The sequence below is a fragment of the Halodesulfovibrio spirochaetisodalis genome, assembly GCF_001672295.1.
GTDB classification, from domain to species: Bacteria; Desulfobacterota; Desulfovibrionia; order Desulfovibrionales; family Desulfovibrionaceae; genus Halodesulfovibrio; species Halodesulfovibrio spirochaetisodalis.
In genome coordinates this window covers 14,825-30,595 of record NZ_JXMS01000014.1, presented here as the reverse complement: position 1 = coordinate 30,595, position 15,771 = coordinate 14,825, and the positions used below count along the sequence as shown (strand labels likewise).

Below are 15,771 nucleotides of genomic sequence, written 5' to 3'. Positions count from 1 at the left end.
GTATAATGTATAAATTACACGAGAGGGATATCTAAATAAAAAATCAAACCATTATCTTTGCGAGTCGCTGTATCTGCCAGCTTATGATGATAAAAGGTTGAATGTAATCTAAATCCATACTTTTCATAAAACGAAAAGGAACAATCCAGATCGGTCCATAAAAAAGCAGACTTCAAACCATTTTTCTTGCAAAACCCCACATATCTGTCCATCAAGGCTCTGCCAAAACCGCTCCCTCTCAACCCTTTAGCAACAATAAATAAATTTATCTCACTTGCGAATTGCTCTGCATACTGTTCGCCGAGCATGTCTGTTTCGGTTAAAGCAGATATCTCTTTCAAAGCCGTGGATCGGCATCCCAAACGACCCAACATCACGTGCAAAAAAATCCAGATCCCCAATGCCACTTCGTGAAACTTGTACTTAACAGAACGAGTAATTGTTTCAGCCTCAATACTGCCAAACAAAACGCCGCGAACGGTATCATTTTCGTCAATCAGCAGTTCGCAGTGTTCAGAGTAGTTGTAACATGACAAAAAATAATATTTATAGAGAATATCCAGCTGGTTAGCATTTTTGAAACTTTCATGAAAACTCCACGTATCACGCACTAGCTCAACACAACTATTCAAATATTTTTTTTGGTAAGTTACAAATTTCAACGACGCACCCGACTTCTTACTAAAGTTTGCTCTCGATTTTATGCAACGTCTTCGTCAGAAAAGTTATTTCATCTTCCGTCAACGCTGAAACAACACTCTTAAACAATTCAGCCTCAACACGTGAAATCTCAGCAAAATATTGCTTATACCCGTCATGCAGCTGTAATCGATAGACCCTCTTATCCGTTTGAGATTGAACCTTGCTAAGATAGCCCTTCGCTATAAACTTCTTAATAATTTGAGTAGCTGCCGGTTTTGAAACATTAGCAGCATCCGCAAACTGTGAAAACGTAGGATCATCTAGATAGTATAAGATTTCTAGATAATGAGAATCTGTGACGCTTATTTCAGAAAGACCAGAGAACGATTCTGCTTTATGCTGCAAACACTTAGCAATATATTTCTCATAAATCCTTTCAATGCTATTTTTGAGTTCATCCATTGTAAATTTAATTCCATATTGTTGCACGTGCCTTCATTTACTTACCTTACCTAAAATAAGTTTACATTAGCCGCAAGGCTGATCGCCCTGCTAAACTCTTGCCTAATGCGCGTACTCTCTCTTTATAAATATAGTTAATTTACTTAATTAACTATATTGACTTCATGGTTCATCCCTTTTAATGAAATGCAAGACCAAACCGCCAGCCACAAGCACACGACCACAACAGGAGCTTAAAATGAATCTCAAGTTAAACCGAAGGCGTTTTATTACAATGCTGCTATCGTCTGCAGCAGCTAATGTGCTCTCTCCAATTCCAAGCGTCACTAACGCCTACGCTACTGCAACAGTAAAAGACACCGTAATTATAGGTGGAGGAATTTCTGGCTTAACCTCAGCATTTCATCTTCAGGATAAAAACATCGTGCTACTGGAGGCAGAAGAATACTTCGGTGGACGTACAGTCTCGGGTGAACACAATGGCTGGTCGTATACTAAGGGTACTGAATACCTAAGTAAGCCCTACGGTACTTTTAAACGAATGCTTACTGAACTGAATTTGAAAGCTATTGAAATCCCTTCTCCGATGGATCAGATATGGCATGAAGGTAAGCTATATAGTGGCGACAACGGAAGATTACAGTTATTGGCTGAAAAAGGCGGGCTGGACGAACTAAATAGTTTTTTGGAGACCCTGATCAACATCGCAAATTCCTATGATGAAGTACCAGACTTTGATGAAGAGAGCAGGATTGCCTATCTAGACAGGCTCACCTGCAAAGAATGGTTTGACCAACTACAATTACCCAACATTTATTCTGAAATTTACAATGTAACCTTCCGCGGTTTATTTGGCGCCAATATTAACGAAGTCTCTGCAATGGGGGCTTTCCCAGAAATAGCTTTTGACTTTATCGGACTTGATTACCCCGTCACAAAAGAATTCTTACAAAAAAATAAGGATGAAAGAAATGAGTCCAGCGGGGCATACTCTTTCCCCAACGGTATTACTGACGTAATCAATGCCCTTGTAGGCAGGCTTGGCGATAAGGTTATGACATCGGCAAAGGTTACCGGCGTAAAGAAAACAGCAGATGGATTATATAATGTTGAGTACACTTCAAACGGTGACACTCAAACAATCAAAACACGCAGTGTTATCTTCGCAACACCGATGCCGGTTACACAACGTATTGGTTCACAAATACTCACACAGTACCAGCAGCACTTAATAGATCAAGTCCCCTACGGCCCCTACGTGACTGCAGCCCTTTTCAGTGACGAACCTATTTTCACTGATGCTTTTGACTTGGCACTCCCGGACGGATTGCTACCGACAGATGTCTATGACTCAACATGGATTCAACGAAAGCTTGGGGAATCGCATAAAGGATACATTGCCTCCCTCTATATAGCGCCATTCTCATATAAAGATAACTACCTGCTAGAAGCCACTGATGATGAGTTATTGGAAAGAAGTTACACTGAACTCGCAGAGATTTGGCCAGACCTTAAGCAAAAAGTACGCGGATATGACATCCACAGATTTACTTACGCCTACCCCGTCTCCACAGTAGGTGCATACTCTCGTCTTACCAAGCTATATGGTACATTGAATGGTGGAGTTCAACTCGCTGGCGATGGTATGATTTACCCTGTCTTTGAAACAGCCATTGAAGCAGGAGTGATTGCAGCAAAACGAGTTAGGAACTACCTACACATCTAACTCAACAGCCCCTAGCTCATTAATTCCCACATTTGAGCATCCGAAGTACCCAACGCTATCAACGCCCTACCCAGATATATGAATTCGTGAACAGCACCGCACGACCAATAAAAAAGCGAAGCCACATTGTGACTTCGCTTCTTTTATTTTCAGGACATGAATAACGTATGCTAAAAAGGTACGTCGTCCATTCCACTAGCTTCTGATGGAAATGCGGGACCAAGGTCTTCATTCCCGGAATTATACTGCTGCTGTTGCGGCTGGAAATTGTTGTTCTGCTGCGGACGCGGAGCGTTGTTCTGCTGGAAGGAACGGCGTTCGCCGCCCTGCTGCATTGCATCACCTTTGCGATCAAGAAACTGCACACGCTGTGCTTTAATTTCCGTAGTATAACGGGTCTGTCCCTGCTGATCCTGCCATTGGCGGGTCTGCAGGCTGCCCTCAACATACACAAGGCTTCCTTTGCCAAGGTAGTTAGCGCAGTTCTCAGCCACACGCTGGAAGACAACCACGCGGTGCCATTCAGTACGATCCTGTTTGTTGCCTTCACGGTCTGTATAGGATTCGTCTGTCGCAACGTTAAAGTTAGCGATAGGCGTACCGTTACCCGCGTAGCGCAACTCGGGGTCTGCACCGAGACGACCGATGATCATCACTTTATTCAGCATTATTGAGGCTCCTTAAAATTAACTTTATCTACGATTCTTACTCGTTCGGTAAATCTTTTTCAAGGTCTGATAATGCATCTTCGATTTTGTCTGTAAGCTGGTTAGCTTTCTGCGGATTCCATTCACTCAATGCAGCCTCGAGCTCTTTGCAGAGCACAAAAAGAACATCAAGCGGTTTTTTGGCGTAGTCTTTTAATTCATCAGACCAGTCAGCAAAACGACACGCATCCACCAGTGTTTCAATCATTTCAATCACACCGGTTTTTGCAACGTAGAGTTGCTGTTCTTTAGGGAAAGCCAGTTCATACAACCGCGGCCATTCCTGTCGAACTTCATCTTCTGAATATGTAGACGCCCAAACACGAACCTGCAGAACTTTACCCATGCTTACTCCTGTTCAGTCCACTCGGTCTGTACGCGGACAACTACGTCTTCAATAAGAGCAAGCTGATCCGGCGGACATACACCGATAAGCGGAGCACCTGAGTCAATGTTCTCGTTATGCTGGAAGTAGACGGAGTAGATTACGCCGTCAGGTCCAGAATAGTTGAGCGGTGCCTCACGCTTCATGCGGGACATGATAAACAGTTCCATTCCATCGTGCACTGTCACACTCTGAGAACCGGAACTTTTAATCTTGCTATCCACTTCAGGTGCAAAATAGTATTTTGCACGTTCAGGAGCTTCAAACAAGTATAAGGCTTTTTTAAGAATAATGCTGAGGACTTCTTCCTTGGAAAGGAAGTGACGCAGGCGAACTAGTTCAGTGCCTGCTTCTACAAATGTGCCTTCAAGCTCAGTGTAGATTTTTTCCACAACACCTTTTTGGGTAGCGCGAATAATTTTATCATTACGCTCACGCTGCAAGGTAGCAAGAGGAGTACCCGGAATTTCATTCCAAGTACCTGTTGCTCCGATAACACGGTCGCCCTCTTTGACAGAACCAAAGGATACTACGCCGGTGTGAGGAGCTGTAATAACAAGCTCTTCGTACGGAGAAGCTTTAATCTCTTCAAGAAGTTTTGTAATGTCGAGCATCTAAAGCCTCCACTAACGGTAGTAAAGGTTACGGCCGCCCATCGTCATGAGTGCCTGAGATAAATTATGTCGGGAATCACGACGGTCCCAGATACCCTGGATGTGACCACGGCTGAGCGCCTTCTGTGCACGATGGTAATCTGGTGGAATATCCATACCAGTTGTCTCTTTAATTACACCAGGACCTGCAAAACCGATGTTAGAAGAACGGATTGCAAACTGGTACGGAGAACAACCAAGGAAACTCGCAAGCGGACCTGCATAAGAGTTAGTGTCGTACAATACGAGATACAGACCACCAGCATCGATGTAACGGCGAACAGCCATTGTACATCGAGGCATCTGAATTACGCCGTTAACACCTTCCTGAATACGAATACCGGCAGTGCCGTGAACATAACTGATGAACGGGAAGCGTTTCTTCTTCGCACGTTCTGCAGCCTGAATAAACTTTTCACCTTCTGCAGCACCCACAGTACCACCGCGGAACGGTGCAATGAGGGTCGCAACAACAACTTTAACGTTGTTAATACGTGCCTCAAAGGTCGTGCAGGAAGATTTAAGACCGGTTTTATTTTTTGCCTGCTCAAGCTTAAGGTCAAAGCCCTCAAAACCAAGCGGGTTAGCAGATTCTACTTCGGTATTAAACTCAAAGATAGAGCCCGGATCAAAGATATTGTGCATGTACCACTGGTATTCCATAGGGAAGTGGTGGCCACAACTGTTACACACGCCAGCGTACTCACCAAAGAGGTCAGGTGCCCAAAGGTCCTGACAACCATGAGTATCTGCATTCGGACATGTGATCGCACGGTCATCTTTAGCACGTGGAGAAATGTAGCTCCACTGCCCTTTGCCCTGATCTTCCTCGTCCCACTGAGAAAGCATTGTAAGTTCTTTCTCTTTGTCAGCTTTGGAAGTGTTGGCAGGAATTGCCTTGGTAATTTTTTTCCAAGGGGCTTTCACTTTATCCATCAAAACACGGGCTTCCGCATCCACCTCTTCTACTGCGTACATCAGTTTTTTCTGATGTGAACGCCACAGATCGTATTTAAAGTAGGAGTAAGTATCCCAACCTTTTTCTACGAACCATGCTGCCACGCGGCGATGTACCGGACGGCGATCGATGAAAGCAGATTTGGAGAGTTTATTAAACTTCGCGTGACGCTTGGCGATAAGACGAGCACGAGCCTTTTTGCTCAGGCTCCAGCGTACATGAATGTTCTCGAGATCAAGATCTTCAATGGACTTGCCTTTGCGACGACGAAGCGCCATTGCACGGAAAGGAGAAAATCCTTTTACGTTCAATACAACTTCATCAGTTGCACGGATAACTTCCTGACGCAGACTGCGGAAGAAGTCATAATGGTACGGACGTGCACCAAGGGCAGGCTCCTGAATTTTGTGATCAATGTAGCCCATGCGCACGTTATCATCAGCAGTGATTTTAAGCTGATGTGCGCATTTTTCTACAAGTTCAGAGCCAGCGCGCTCTCCACCACGGATACGACCCTCAATAGCAGCCGCACCTTCAGGAGAAATAACAGAGTAGTACCCGTGTGAAAGCATCAGACGGCTGTCGCCAAGGCCAATAGCTTCTGCACCGCCAGATCCGCCTTCAGAGAAGATGGATACAACAGGTACACTGAGTGCTGCCATTTCATACAGGTTCTTAGCAATCTGCTGTGCTGCGCCCGGAGCGTCTTCAATCGGGTATGAGCCCGGTGTGAAAACAAATGTGTGCACAGGAATGTTCTCGGTTTCGGCAACCTTCATGTAGTGCAACGCCTTAGCATTACCCCATGGTTTTACAGAGCCACCGTTACGGAACTCTTCGCCGTGACCTTTTTCCTGACCAATAACCATAACCGGCTGATGGTAGACACGCTTACCGCTGCGACGAGTAATGTACGCACGAGCAATCAGCATTGACGGGTCAATGCTGTTTTCGTCCTTACCACCGATTTCGGTGTAGTTATCGTATACGTTTTCTAAGATATCACGAAGGCAGATACGCTGTGAGTGACGCACAATGCGCACCTTGTCCATCGCGGTAAGTTCATTTTCAAGATTGCGTTCTACAAAACCAAAAAGATCTTCAAGCGTCACGAGAGCTGCAAACTTGTCATCATTTGACAAGCCGTTCTCGCGCTGCATGAACTCTTCAAGTTTTGATTCAAGCAGACGGATATTTTCCTGCTGCTTATCACCGAATATGTCTTTGATGTACGTAAGACGTTCGGTTAAATGCTGTGTTCTCTTTTCGGTATCCATATATTCTCCCCCGCGCCGCTAGGCGGGGTTGATAATGCTTTACTGAGCGTTCCGGATGTGCACTAAAACTTAAGGATTTCGTCAGTCTTAATGCGCAGGAAGTTAACATTGGACTTGAGTGATTCCTCACCCTGATTGCGACCTGTAAGACGCAATTCATCCAAGAATTCCTTACCGTGTTTTTTTACCTCAGACAGGTCCTTACCCCAGATAATAGCAAGGGCAAGGTTCGGGTCAAACTCGGTCGGAATATCGTATGCAACATCTGTCGGAACATGTGTGTGCATCTGAAGCCATTCGTGTTTATCCCAACCGAAATCCTCAATGCGTCCAACCCATGGAGTAAATTTCATCTCAGGGTTTTCAGCAATAAGGCGGTACTCAATACCAACACCTTCGAAGGTGACGGCATCCTGAGTGTACCCAAGAGGTTCTCCCAAACCAACGCGGATCTGCTCTGCAATAAGGTCTACACCAGCCTGTCCGTTAACGCGGGAAATCATAGCAGACACACCGTTCTCAACCTGAATACGTGTGTTTACTTCCATGAGGAACGGGCGACCGTCGCGGGTCACAATCCACTCCCATGTGCCTACGTTATCGTAACCAACCTTGCGCGCCATAGCGAGAGAGTATTCGGTAATATCGTCCAGAACTTTCTGGGCGTCGAATGTGTAGTTAATGGAGCTAGGGTCAAAACCCGGGGCGATTTCAAGGCGTTTTTGAAGACCGGTAGACTGGATAGAGCAGTTACGTGTGCCAAAATGTACTGGATTTTTTCCAGTACGGTCGGACACGATCTGTACTTCCAAGTGGTTGAAGTCTTTGATGCGCTGTTCAATAAGCACACCTTCGTCGCTGAACTGACGAAGAGAATAGCTGCGGATACGACGGTACACAGATTTAAAGAGGTCAATATCATATACCTCTTCAATACCCATGCCGCCACCACCTGCGGATGCTTTTACAAGTACCATAGGGCGTTCAATGCCCTGTTCTTCCTGAAACTCGAAAAGCTGACGAGCAATCTTTTCTGCTTCAAGTTCATCGTAAACCGGACGGTCAGAGCCCGGCACGGTAGGTACTTCCAAGCTTCGCGCAAGACGCTTAGTATTAATTTTATCGCCCAGTTCACGAATAATTCTCCATGAAGGACCGATAAAAATAAGTTTATTTTCGCGCTGCGTTACACGGCGTGCAAAACGATAATCTTCTGCAAAAAAGCCATAGCCCGGATGAATAGCAGTCGCACCTGATTCATCAGCCACAGCTAACAGTTCGTTTGCATCCTGATAAGAAGAAACACGATAGAGGCTTTTTTCGCCCCCGTGCTCTTTGGCCATGCGAACATGACCAGAAGCACTATCTTCTGCGGTGTAAACGCAGACAAAACCTAAACCAAGCTTTTGACAAGCCTGCATGATACGGATGGCAATCTCCCCTCTGTTCGCCACCAGTACCTTGTGGTTTGTATTCTGCACGTATTACCCTCGATTTTTGCAACCTACTCAGTTGCAGATTTTTCTTTTTTCTTAGCGATCATTCGCTTTTGTAACTCAAGCACAAGCCGGTCAAGCCGTGCTTCCTGTCTGCGATCAAGAGTGCGGAAATCGCAGCCAATTATCCCATTATCAAGTATTCTGACCACTCTACAAGTAAGATCGGAAAGATAGCTCTTCCCTGCAACATTGATAGAAATTGAGTGTTCAGAGCCCTCTCTTAAGAATGCTAAGTCATTTTTTATCGCGAACCCTGTTACACTGACGTCCAGAATATCGCAAGTCACATTTTGCTCATCAAAGGTTACAGACACACCGTACGCCTTTGCTCTAAAAGCTCTGCGACGCTCATTACCATTTGTTGGCATAGTAAATTCAAGATTACTCATGGCTACTTGCCCACCCGTCTTTCAAAAACAAATTCAACTCGTCGGTTCTGCGCTCTGTTCGCTTCATTAATGTTAGGCATGAGCGGATCAAGGTCACCAAGCCCGGTTGCTGTCAACCGCTGTGGCTCAATGCCATGCTCAATATAGTAACGCAGAACATTGACTGCACGCAATGCTGATATTTCCCAGTTATCTCTGTATCTGCTTGAAGGGCTCGGTTGCAAATCATCAGTGTACCCTTTGATGTTGATAACCTGAGCTTTATTCTTCAAAAATAACTGGCGCATTTCCTCTAACAACCTGTAGCCTTCGCTGCTTAACGTCACTTTGCCGTTTTCAAACATAGCCGCAGCAGGAAGACGAAGTGTAATTACACCTTCATCAAAAACAGCCCCGATCTGCCCCTCAAGCCCCTTCTTGTTAAGGTAGGTACGCATATCAGAATATACCTGACGCTGCGCTTCGATAAGCTGTTTTTGTAAGCGGACAGATTCCAAAATTGCGGAATCATCCTGTCGCACTTTTGTTGTCAGCAAGTTCTGGTCATCCCCACCAAAAACCTGCCGAACAGTTAAAAACGAATCTGTAAATTGCTTTTCATCAATAACAGACATGGAAAAAAGGAGTACAAAGAATGCAAGAAGCAGGGTTACCATATCCGCAAAAGTCGTAATCCAAGTGTCTCCTTGCGCTTCGTCTGCAATCTCTTCATCAACATATTCATCTCTATCGTCGAACATCTTTTCTGTCCTCCGGTGGAATGAATGAGCTCAATTTTTCGTATACTAATCGAGGGTTGTTGTTTTCAAGAATACACTTTGCACCCTCAAAAATAACATTCAGCTGAATCTCTTCCTGAAGAGTTCGCGCTTTAAGCTTACCAGCCATTGGAAGGAAGAGCAGGTTAGCAAGCAACGCACCGTAGAATGTTGTCAAAAGCGCAACAGCCATTGCAGGACCAATACTGGAAGGGTCATCCAGATGAGCAAGCATCTGAACCAGACCGATAAGAGTACCGATCATCCCGAAAGCAGGTGCAACAGCACCCAGCCTGTTAAAAACTGCTATGGCAATATTTTGCCTGCGTTTCATTGATAAAATTTCAATTTTTAATGTGTCGTGGATAATATCTGGATCAGCATTATCAGCAATAAGCTGACATGCTTTTTTGAGCAGCGGACTTTCACTTTTAATATTTTCAAGTGCAACCAGACCTTCACGGCGACTGATTTCAGCAATGCGTACCATTGTGTTAACAACTTCGGCAGGCTTAGTACGTCGGGAGGCAAACACTCTCACTACACTTCCGATAGCGAATGCCACTTCCTCTAAAGGAAAAGTTACAAATATAGCTGCACCGGAACCACCGAATACAATCATTGCTCCCGGTATGTTAATGAAGTCACCAACACTTCCCCCCATAAAAATGGCGCCAGTAACAAGAGCAAAACCAACAACGACCCCGAGAAGAGTTGCAATATCCATATATTAAACCTATGTAACAGGCGGGTTCGTATAATTATCACAAAATGTAACTGCATCATGCTCCGTCAAACCCATTACGGGGCATGTTCTCCCTACAATCTACAATAGGTATAGCAGGTTATGCAAAGTTTGAATAAAGTACATAACGCAGTACAGTCAATCAAAGAGCTTGCAAAAACCGATCTTAATCCTAAAATCGGTATAGCTCTGGGCACTGGCCTTGGTGATTTTGCGAACACAGTCGCAATCACCGAAACAATTTCCTACAACGACATCATTGATTTCCCGCATTCAACAGTGGAATCTCATGCAGGACAATTTGTTTTCGGCACAATTGCCGACGTTCCTGTAGTACTCCAGCAAGGAAGAAATCACCTGTACGAGGGCTACTCACCTGCAGAAGTAAGCATGGGCGTCCGTGTTATGGCCATGCTCGGCATTGAAACATACATTGCCACCAATGCCGCAGGCTGCCTTATTCCCCACTGGGATGCCGGAACACTCATGGCAATTACCGACCATATCAACTTCACAGGACGCACTCCGCTCTCCGGAAGCAATGTCGACGAATGGGGCCCGCGCTTTCCTGACATGAGTCAGGCGTATGACCCGCAATTGATCGCCTGTGCCATGGAAGAAGCAGCTAAAATTGGCATCCGTCTTGAGCGTGGCATCTATGCCGGAGTACACGGTCCTCAGATGGAAACTCCTGCCGAAACCCGAATGTACAAACAGCTGGGTGCTGACGCGGTCGGAATGTCTACCGTTATGGAAGTTATTGCCGCACGTCATCTCGGTTTAAAAGTTCTTGGCATATCATGCCTGACAAACAAAAACCTTCCTGACTGCATGCAAGATGTTCCGCTTGACGAAATTATCCGAACTGCTAGCAAAGCTGGTGCCAACCTTTCTGCACTGCTACAAGGCGTTATTGCCAAACAGTGCTAGATGCAGCTTCGATTCCGGCAGGCACATTTCTTTACAATGCCCACTGGATCTAACTGATTCTTCACCCTGCTTATCGGAACATCGTGCGGTTTCATTAGTTCGTTGTGTCCATGAATAAAAAAACACCGTAAGCTCTATTTTCTCCAAGAGAGCTTACGGTGCTCTATTTTACGTGCTTTGCCCCTTTCTGCATGGTACATTACGTAAAAACCCTCTTATGAGTGCTTGCCCTTTCCCTCACTTGGGTATATGCCACCGACACAACGCATAACCGCGAAAGTTTTCCCAGCCGCACAAAACCAGCAGCAACAAAAGAACTTTTGCATTATATAAGGAATTATCTGTGACTCAGACTACTCATAACGATGCAATTCGTAACGTTGCGATCATCGCGCACGTTGACCATGGTAAAACCACCCTTGTTGACGCTATGTTTAAGCAGGGCGGCATCTTCCGTGAAAATCAGGAAGTAGATGACCGTGTAATGGACAGCATGGATCTCGAACGCGAGCGTGGCATTACCATTGCTGCTAAAAACTGTGCTGTTTCCTGGCAGGGAACAAAAATTAATATCATCGATACTCCGGGTCACGCCGACTTCGGCGGTGAGGTTGAACGTTCCCTCACTATGGCTGACGGTGCAATCCTGCTCGTCGACGCATCCGAGGGTCCACTTCCGCAGACTCGCTTTGTTCTGAAAAAGACACTCGAAGCAGGTCTCAAAGTTATTGTTGTAATCAACAAAATTGACCGCCCTGATGCACGCATCGATGAAGTACTCGATGAAGTATACGACCTTTTCATCGATCTGGAAGCAAACGACGACCAGCTCGAATTCCCTGTACTGTACGCAGTAGGTCGTGACGGCGTTGCCATGACGTCTCCTGAAGAAGAACAGAAAGACCTTACACCACTGTTTGAAACTATTCTTTCTGAAGTTCCGGGCCCTAAATACGACCCAGATCAGCCGTTCCAGATGCTTGTGGCAGACCTTTCCTACTCAGACTACCTTGGTCGTCTTGCAGTAGGCCGCGTGTTCCACGGCAGTATCCAGAGCAACGACCAGCTTGCATGTGTCGGCGCTGATAATACTCCGCGCAACCTGCGTGTGTCTAAAATCCAGACATATCAGGGACTGAAACTTGCTGAAGCAAGCAAAGCCAACCCGGGTGACATTGTTGTAATTTCCGGTATCGAAGATGTTAAAATCGGCGACACCATCTGTACAAAAGAAGCACCAAAAGCGCTTACTCGTATCAACGTTGACGAACCAACAGTTTCTATGCGCTTCAGCATTAACTCCTCACCGCTTGCCGGCACTGAAGGTAAACACGTTCAGTCCAGTAAAATCCGTGAGCGCCTGAACCGCGAAACAATGCTCAACGTTGCTATTCGCGTTGAAGATAGTGAAGAACGCGACAGTTTCATCGTTAAAGGTCGTGGCGAATTCCAGATGGCTATTCTTGTTGAACAGATGCGCCGTGAAGGGTTCGAACTCACCATCGGTCGTCCAGAAGTTATTTTCAAAGAAATCGATGGAAAACTTTCTGAGCCTACAGAAAAACTTTTCATCGACTGTGATGATGTATTCATGGGCGTAGTGACTGAAAAACTTTCCGCCCGTAAAGGTCGCATGACAAACCTCGTAAACAACGGTACCGGTCGCGTACGTATGGAATTCTCTATTCCTTCCCGTGGCCTTATCGGCTACCGTGACGAGTTTCTCACCGACACTAAAGGTACTGGCATCATGAACTCCCTGTTTGCTGGTTACGAAGAATACCGTGGAGAGTTCCCTACCCGTCACACTGGCTCTCTCGTATGTGACCGTGCTGGTCAGTCTGTTGCCTACGCTCTCTTTAACCTTGAGCCACGCGGTGAAATTTTCATCGATGCAGGCCTGCCTGTATACGAGGGCATGGTTATCGGCGAACACAACCGTGACAACGATCTTGACGTAAACCCTTGTAAGGGTAAAAAACTCACAAACGTTCGTGCATCCGGTAAAGACGACGCTGTTATCCTTACCCCTGTACGCCCGATGACGCTTGAACGCGCTATCCACTTCATCACAGAAGATGAGTGTGTCGAGGTAACACCGGAGTCCATCCGCCTGCGTAAGAACATCCTTTCTGCTCAAAACCGCCATCGCCTCGCAGGCAAGAAAAAGAAGGCTGCTGAATCCAAGTAAGCTTTCATTCAATCGAAGTATTTAAATAGCAAAGCCGTGGAACGCGTTACGCATTCCACGGCTTTTTTTATTCAACTAACTGGCAGTGAAAAGAGTCTTTTCTTGCACAATCACTCACTTCTACCTAACGAGAACTCCTTAACAGCGTCCTGAAACTTGACCAAGGAATTCCATTGCACGAATTTCCGACCAGTAATAATCATCATCTGCAATGCGCACAAACCCAATGTGTCCACCATCTGAAGGGGTTTCAAGATAGAAATACTTACTGCGATGCGCTGCACCTGTCGGATAGCATGTGGGCCACAGGAATGGGTCATTACGAGCACTTATGAGTAACGTAGGCACACGAACTCTATCCAAAAACTGAATGCTGGAAGCTTTTTCCCAGTACTCCAATGCGTCTTTGAATCCATACCATGGAGCAGTATACGTTTCATCAAAATCTCTGAATGTTTTCAACTCACTCAATCGGCTAATATCAACCAGATCAGGATAAAACTCATGCTTTTGCGCCACCTTTTCTTTCAACGTGCGCATAAAATTTTTCAAATAGATTGCATTTGACGACTTATCCATCGCCTTAGCCGCGCCTACAAGATCACAAGGTACAGAGAAAACAACTGATGCTTGAACGCTGGGATGAACCAGACTATCGGGGTGTCCAAGATAATTAAGAATCTGGTTACCGCCCATGCTGAAACCTATAAGAACTATCTCTTCATACCCTTTTTGTGCACAATAACTAACTACAGAGTGCAGATCTTCTGTAGAACCGCTGTGATACATATGCAATGTCCTGTTCATAGAGCCACTGCACCCTCGAAAATTCCATGCGGCAGCATCCCACCCAGCTCTTACAAGCGCACGAACCATCCCTTTTATGTAGGAACGTTTGGAATTACCTTCCAGTCCATGGGAAACCACTGCAAGGCGCTTCTGCGGGCTGTTTGGTGTTACATAATGGAAATCAATATCCAAAAAATCATTATCGGGGGTTGTTATTCGTTGAACAGTACAGGCGGGCAAGTCGAGAGTCCTGAATAAAGCAGGATACAAGGTTTGCGCATGTCCGCCGCGTAAAAAGAACGGAGCCGGATACAGTATGTTTTCATAAATCGGCATAGTGCTCACCTCAGAGGATAACGTGACAATTCCATCATAACAGTATACGTCCCTTTGGCTTCGTGTAAGCAGTAACGACACTTTTTTTCAGGAGCACGCATGAATCACCATGACGTTATCATTCTAGGTGCAGGCGCTTCCGGCCTCTGGGCTGCACTTACAGCTGCCAAGCGAGGCCGCAAAGTTCTGGTCGTTGACCATGCTCGCAAAGCCGGACGAAAAATTTTGATTGCTGGCGGTGGTAAATGTAATTTTACCAATATAGACCTAAGTGCGGTTAACTACCATTGTAAAAACAAACACTTTAGTAAGTCTGCCCTTGCACGTTTTACGCCATGGCATATGGTTGAATATCTTTCACTCCACAATATTCCTTGGGAAGAGCGTGAACACAGCCAGCTTTTCTGCACACGCAGTGCGGCAGATATTACAGAAGCTCTCTACAATGATTGCCTTGAACAAAATGTACGCTTTCTTTTTTCCGAGCAAATTACAGACGTACAAAAAAATGATGAACTTTTTGACGTCACATTAACAAATTCAAGTCATTACGCACCATCTCTTATAGTTGCTCTGGGCGGAAGTGCTTGGCCTCAGGCAGGTGCTACTGACGCAGGGTATAAAATTGCCCGCAAGTTCGGACACAAAATAGTTCCAACCTTCCCTGCACTTGTGCCACTGGTTATGCCATCCAACTGGCAGCTTAAAAACCTCTCAGGGATCGCCCTCCCTGTTTCTATCCAGTGCAATAAAAAGCAATTTACTGAGAACATGCTCTTTACCCATAAGGGAATCAGTGGGCCTGTAGTGCTACAAATTTCAGGACACTGGAAAAAAGGTGATGCCATCACCATTGATTTTCTTCCCCATGCTTCCCTTGAGGATATCCTTAACGACGCAGGCTCAAAACCATTGCTCAAAACCGTACTTAACCGTCAATTCCCTGAACGCCTCGCTGCAGCACTTGTCCCTGCAGAACTGGGAGAAAAACAAATTGCCCAGCTAAGCAAACAAGATATGCACAAACTGAACTCATGTATTCACGCCTTCGAAATTGTTCCATCTGGTACCGAAGGCATGAAAAAGGCTGAAGCAACTGGTGGAGGAATAAATACTGAGAACATCTCCTCTAAAACTATGGAGAGTAAGCTCTGTTCAGGCCTCTACTTTACGGGTGAAGTTTTAGATGTTCTTGGCGATCTTGGTGGCTTCAATCTTCACTGGGCATGGGCTTCAGGCAATGCTGCGGGTGAAGCTGTGTAATTTTACAATATATACGCAAAAAGCCTACCTTAAACAGGTAGGCTTTTTGCGTAGTAGAAAT

General features: G+C 45.5%; 15 protein-coding genes. 4 read left to right on the top strand and 11 right to left on the bottom strand.

Features of this window, described 5'->3' with window-relative positions; genetic code table 11:
- Positions 1-14: 14 nt before the first annotated feature.
- A complete protein-coding gene (locus SP90_RS09240) occupies positions 15-662 on the bottom strand; it encodes a GNAT family N-acetyltransferase (RefSeq protein WP_066854875.1) in 648 nt (215 codons plus the stop codon).
- Positions 663-681: 19 nt separating this feature from the next.
- Positions 682-1,104, bottom strand: a complete 423-nt coding sequence (locus SP90_RS09235; protein WP_066854872.1) for a MarR family winged helix-turn-helix transcriptional regulator — start codon at positions 1,102-1,104, stop codon at positions 682-684.
- A gap of 238 nt (positions 1,105-1,342) precedes the next feature.
- Between SP90_RS09235 and SP90_RS09230 the strand changes: the two genes are divergently transcribed.
- A complete protein-coding gene (locus SP90_RS09230; RefSeq protein ID WP_066854870.1) occupies positions 1,343-2,830 on the top strand; it encodes a protoporphyrinogen/coproporphyrinogen oxidase in 1,488 nt (495 codons plus the stop codon).
- 170 nt (positions 2,831-3,000) lie between these two features.
- Here the strand turns inward: SP90_RS09230 and SP90_RS09225 are convergent, their stop codons facing one another.
- The 8 genes from SP90_RS09225 to SP90_RS09190 all read right to left on the bottom strand — a co-directional run bounded on the left by SP90_RS09225 (position 3,001) and on the right by SP90_RS09190 (position 10,183).
- Positions 3,001-3,498 (bottom strand): single-stranded DNA-binding protein, encoded by a 498-nt coding sequence (locus SP90_RS09225; protein WP_066854869.1) that lies wholly within the window; start codon positions 3,496-3,498, stop codon positions 3,001-3,003.
- Between the two features lie 37 nt (positions 3,499-3,535).
- Positions 3,536-3,883 carry a hypothetical protein gene (locus SP90_RS09220; RefSeq protein WP_066854866.1) on the bottom strand — a complete coding sequence of 116 codons (348 nt, stop codon included), beginning with the start codon at positions 3,881-3,883 and terminating at the stop codon, positions 3,536-3,538.
- Between the two features lie 2 nt (positions 3,884-3,885).
- On the bottom strand, positions 3,886-4,536 hold the full coding sequence (locus SP90_RS09215) for a biotin attachment protein (RefSeq protein WP_066854863.1): 651 nt from the start codon (positions 4,534-4,536) through the stop codon (positions 3,886-3,888).
- 12 nt (positions 4,537-4,548) lie between these two features.
- Positions 4,549-6,810: a carboxyl transferase domain-containing protein gene (locus SP90_RS09210; RefSeq protein ID WP_066854860.1), complete on the bottom strand. Its 2,262-nt coding sequence runs from the start codon at positions 6,808-6,810 to the stop codon at positions 4,549-4,551.
- A gap of 62 nt (positions 6,811-6,872) precedes the next feature.
- Complete coding sequence (locus SP90_RS09205; RefSeq protein WP_066854857.1) at positions 6,873-8,291, bottom strand: biotin carboxylase N-terminal domain-containing protein; 1,419 nt, start codon at positions 8,289-8,291, stop codon at positions 6,873-6,875.
- 23 nt (positions 8,292-8,314) lie between these two features.
- A complete protein-coding gene (locus tag SP90_RS09200) occupies positions 8,315-8,698 on the bottom strand; it encodes a PilZ domain-containing protein (RefSeq protein WP_066854855.1) in 384 nt (127 codons plus the stop codon).
- Positions 8,699-8,700: 2 nt separating this feature from the next.
- A complete protein-coding gene (locus SP90_RS09195; RefSeq protein ID WP_066854853.1) occupies positions 8,701-9,438 on the bottom strand; it encodes an OmpA/MotB family protein in 738 nt (245 codons plus the stop codon).
- Positions 9,425-10,183 (bottom strand): motility protein A, encoded by a 759-nt coding sequence (locus SP90_RS09190; protein WP_066854851.1) that lies wholly within the window; start codon positions 10,181-10,183, stop codon positions 9,425-9,427. Before SP90_RS09190 ends, SP90_RS09195 begins: the two co-directional genes overlap by 14 nt.
- A 120-nt stretch (positions 10,184-10,303) precedes the next feature.
- Here SP90_RS09190 and SP90_RS09185 point away from each other — a divergent pair, with 120 nt between their 5' ends.
- Positions 10,304-11,131, top strand: a complete 828-nt coding sequence (locus SP90_RS09185) for a purine-nucleoside phosphorylase (RefSeq protein WP_066854848.1) — start codon at positions 10,304-10,306, stop codon at positions 11,129-11,131.
- Positions 11,132-11,474: 343 nt separating this feature from the next.
- Positions 11,475-13,322: a translational GTPase TypA gene (gene typA / locus SP90_RS09180; RefSeq protein WP_066854846.1), complete on the top strand. Its 1,848-nt coding sequence runs from the start codon at positions 11,475-11,477 to the stop codon at positions 13,320-13,322.
- A gap of 138 nt (positions 13,323-13,460) precedes the next feature.
- Here the strand turns inward: typA and SP90_RS09175 are convergent, their stop codons facing one another.
- Positions 13,461-14,447: a YheT family hydrolase gene (locus SP90_RS09175; protein ID WP_066854843.1), complete on the bottom strand. Its 987-nt coding sequence runs from the start codon at positions 14,445-14,447 to the stop codon at positions 13,461-13,463.
- Between the two features lie 99 nt (positions 14,448-14,546).
- Between SP90_RS09175 and SP90_RS09170 the strand changes: the two genes are divergently transcribed.
- Positions 14,547-15,710, top strand: a complete 1,164-nt coding sequence (locus SP90_RS09170; protein ID WP_066854840.1) for a BaiN/RdsA family NAD(P)/FAD-dependent oxidoreductase — start codon at positions 14,547-14,549, stop codon at positions 15,708-15,710.
- Positions 15,711-15,771 lie beyond the last annotated feature (61 nt).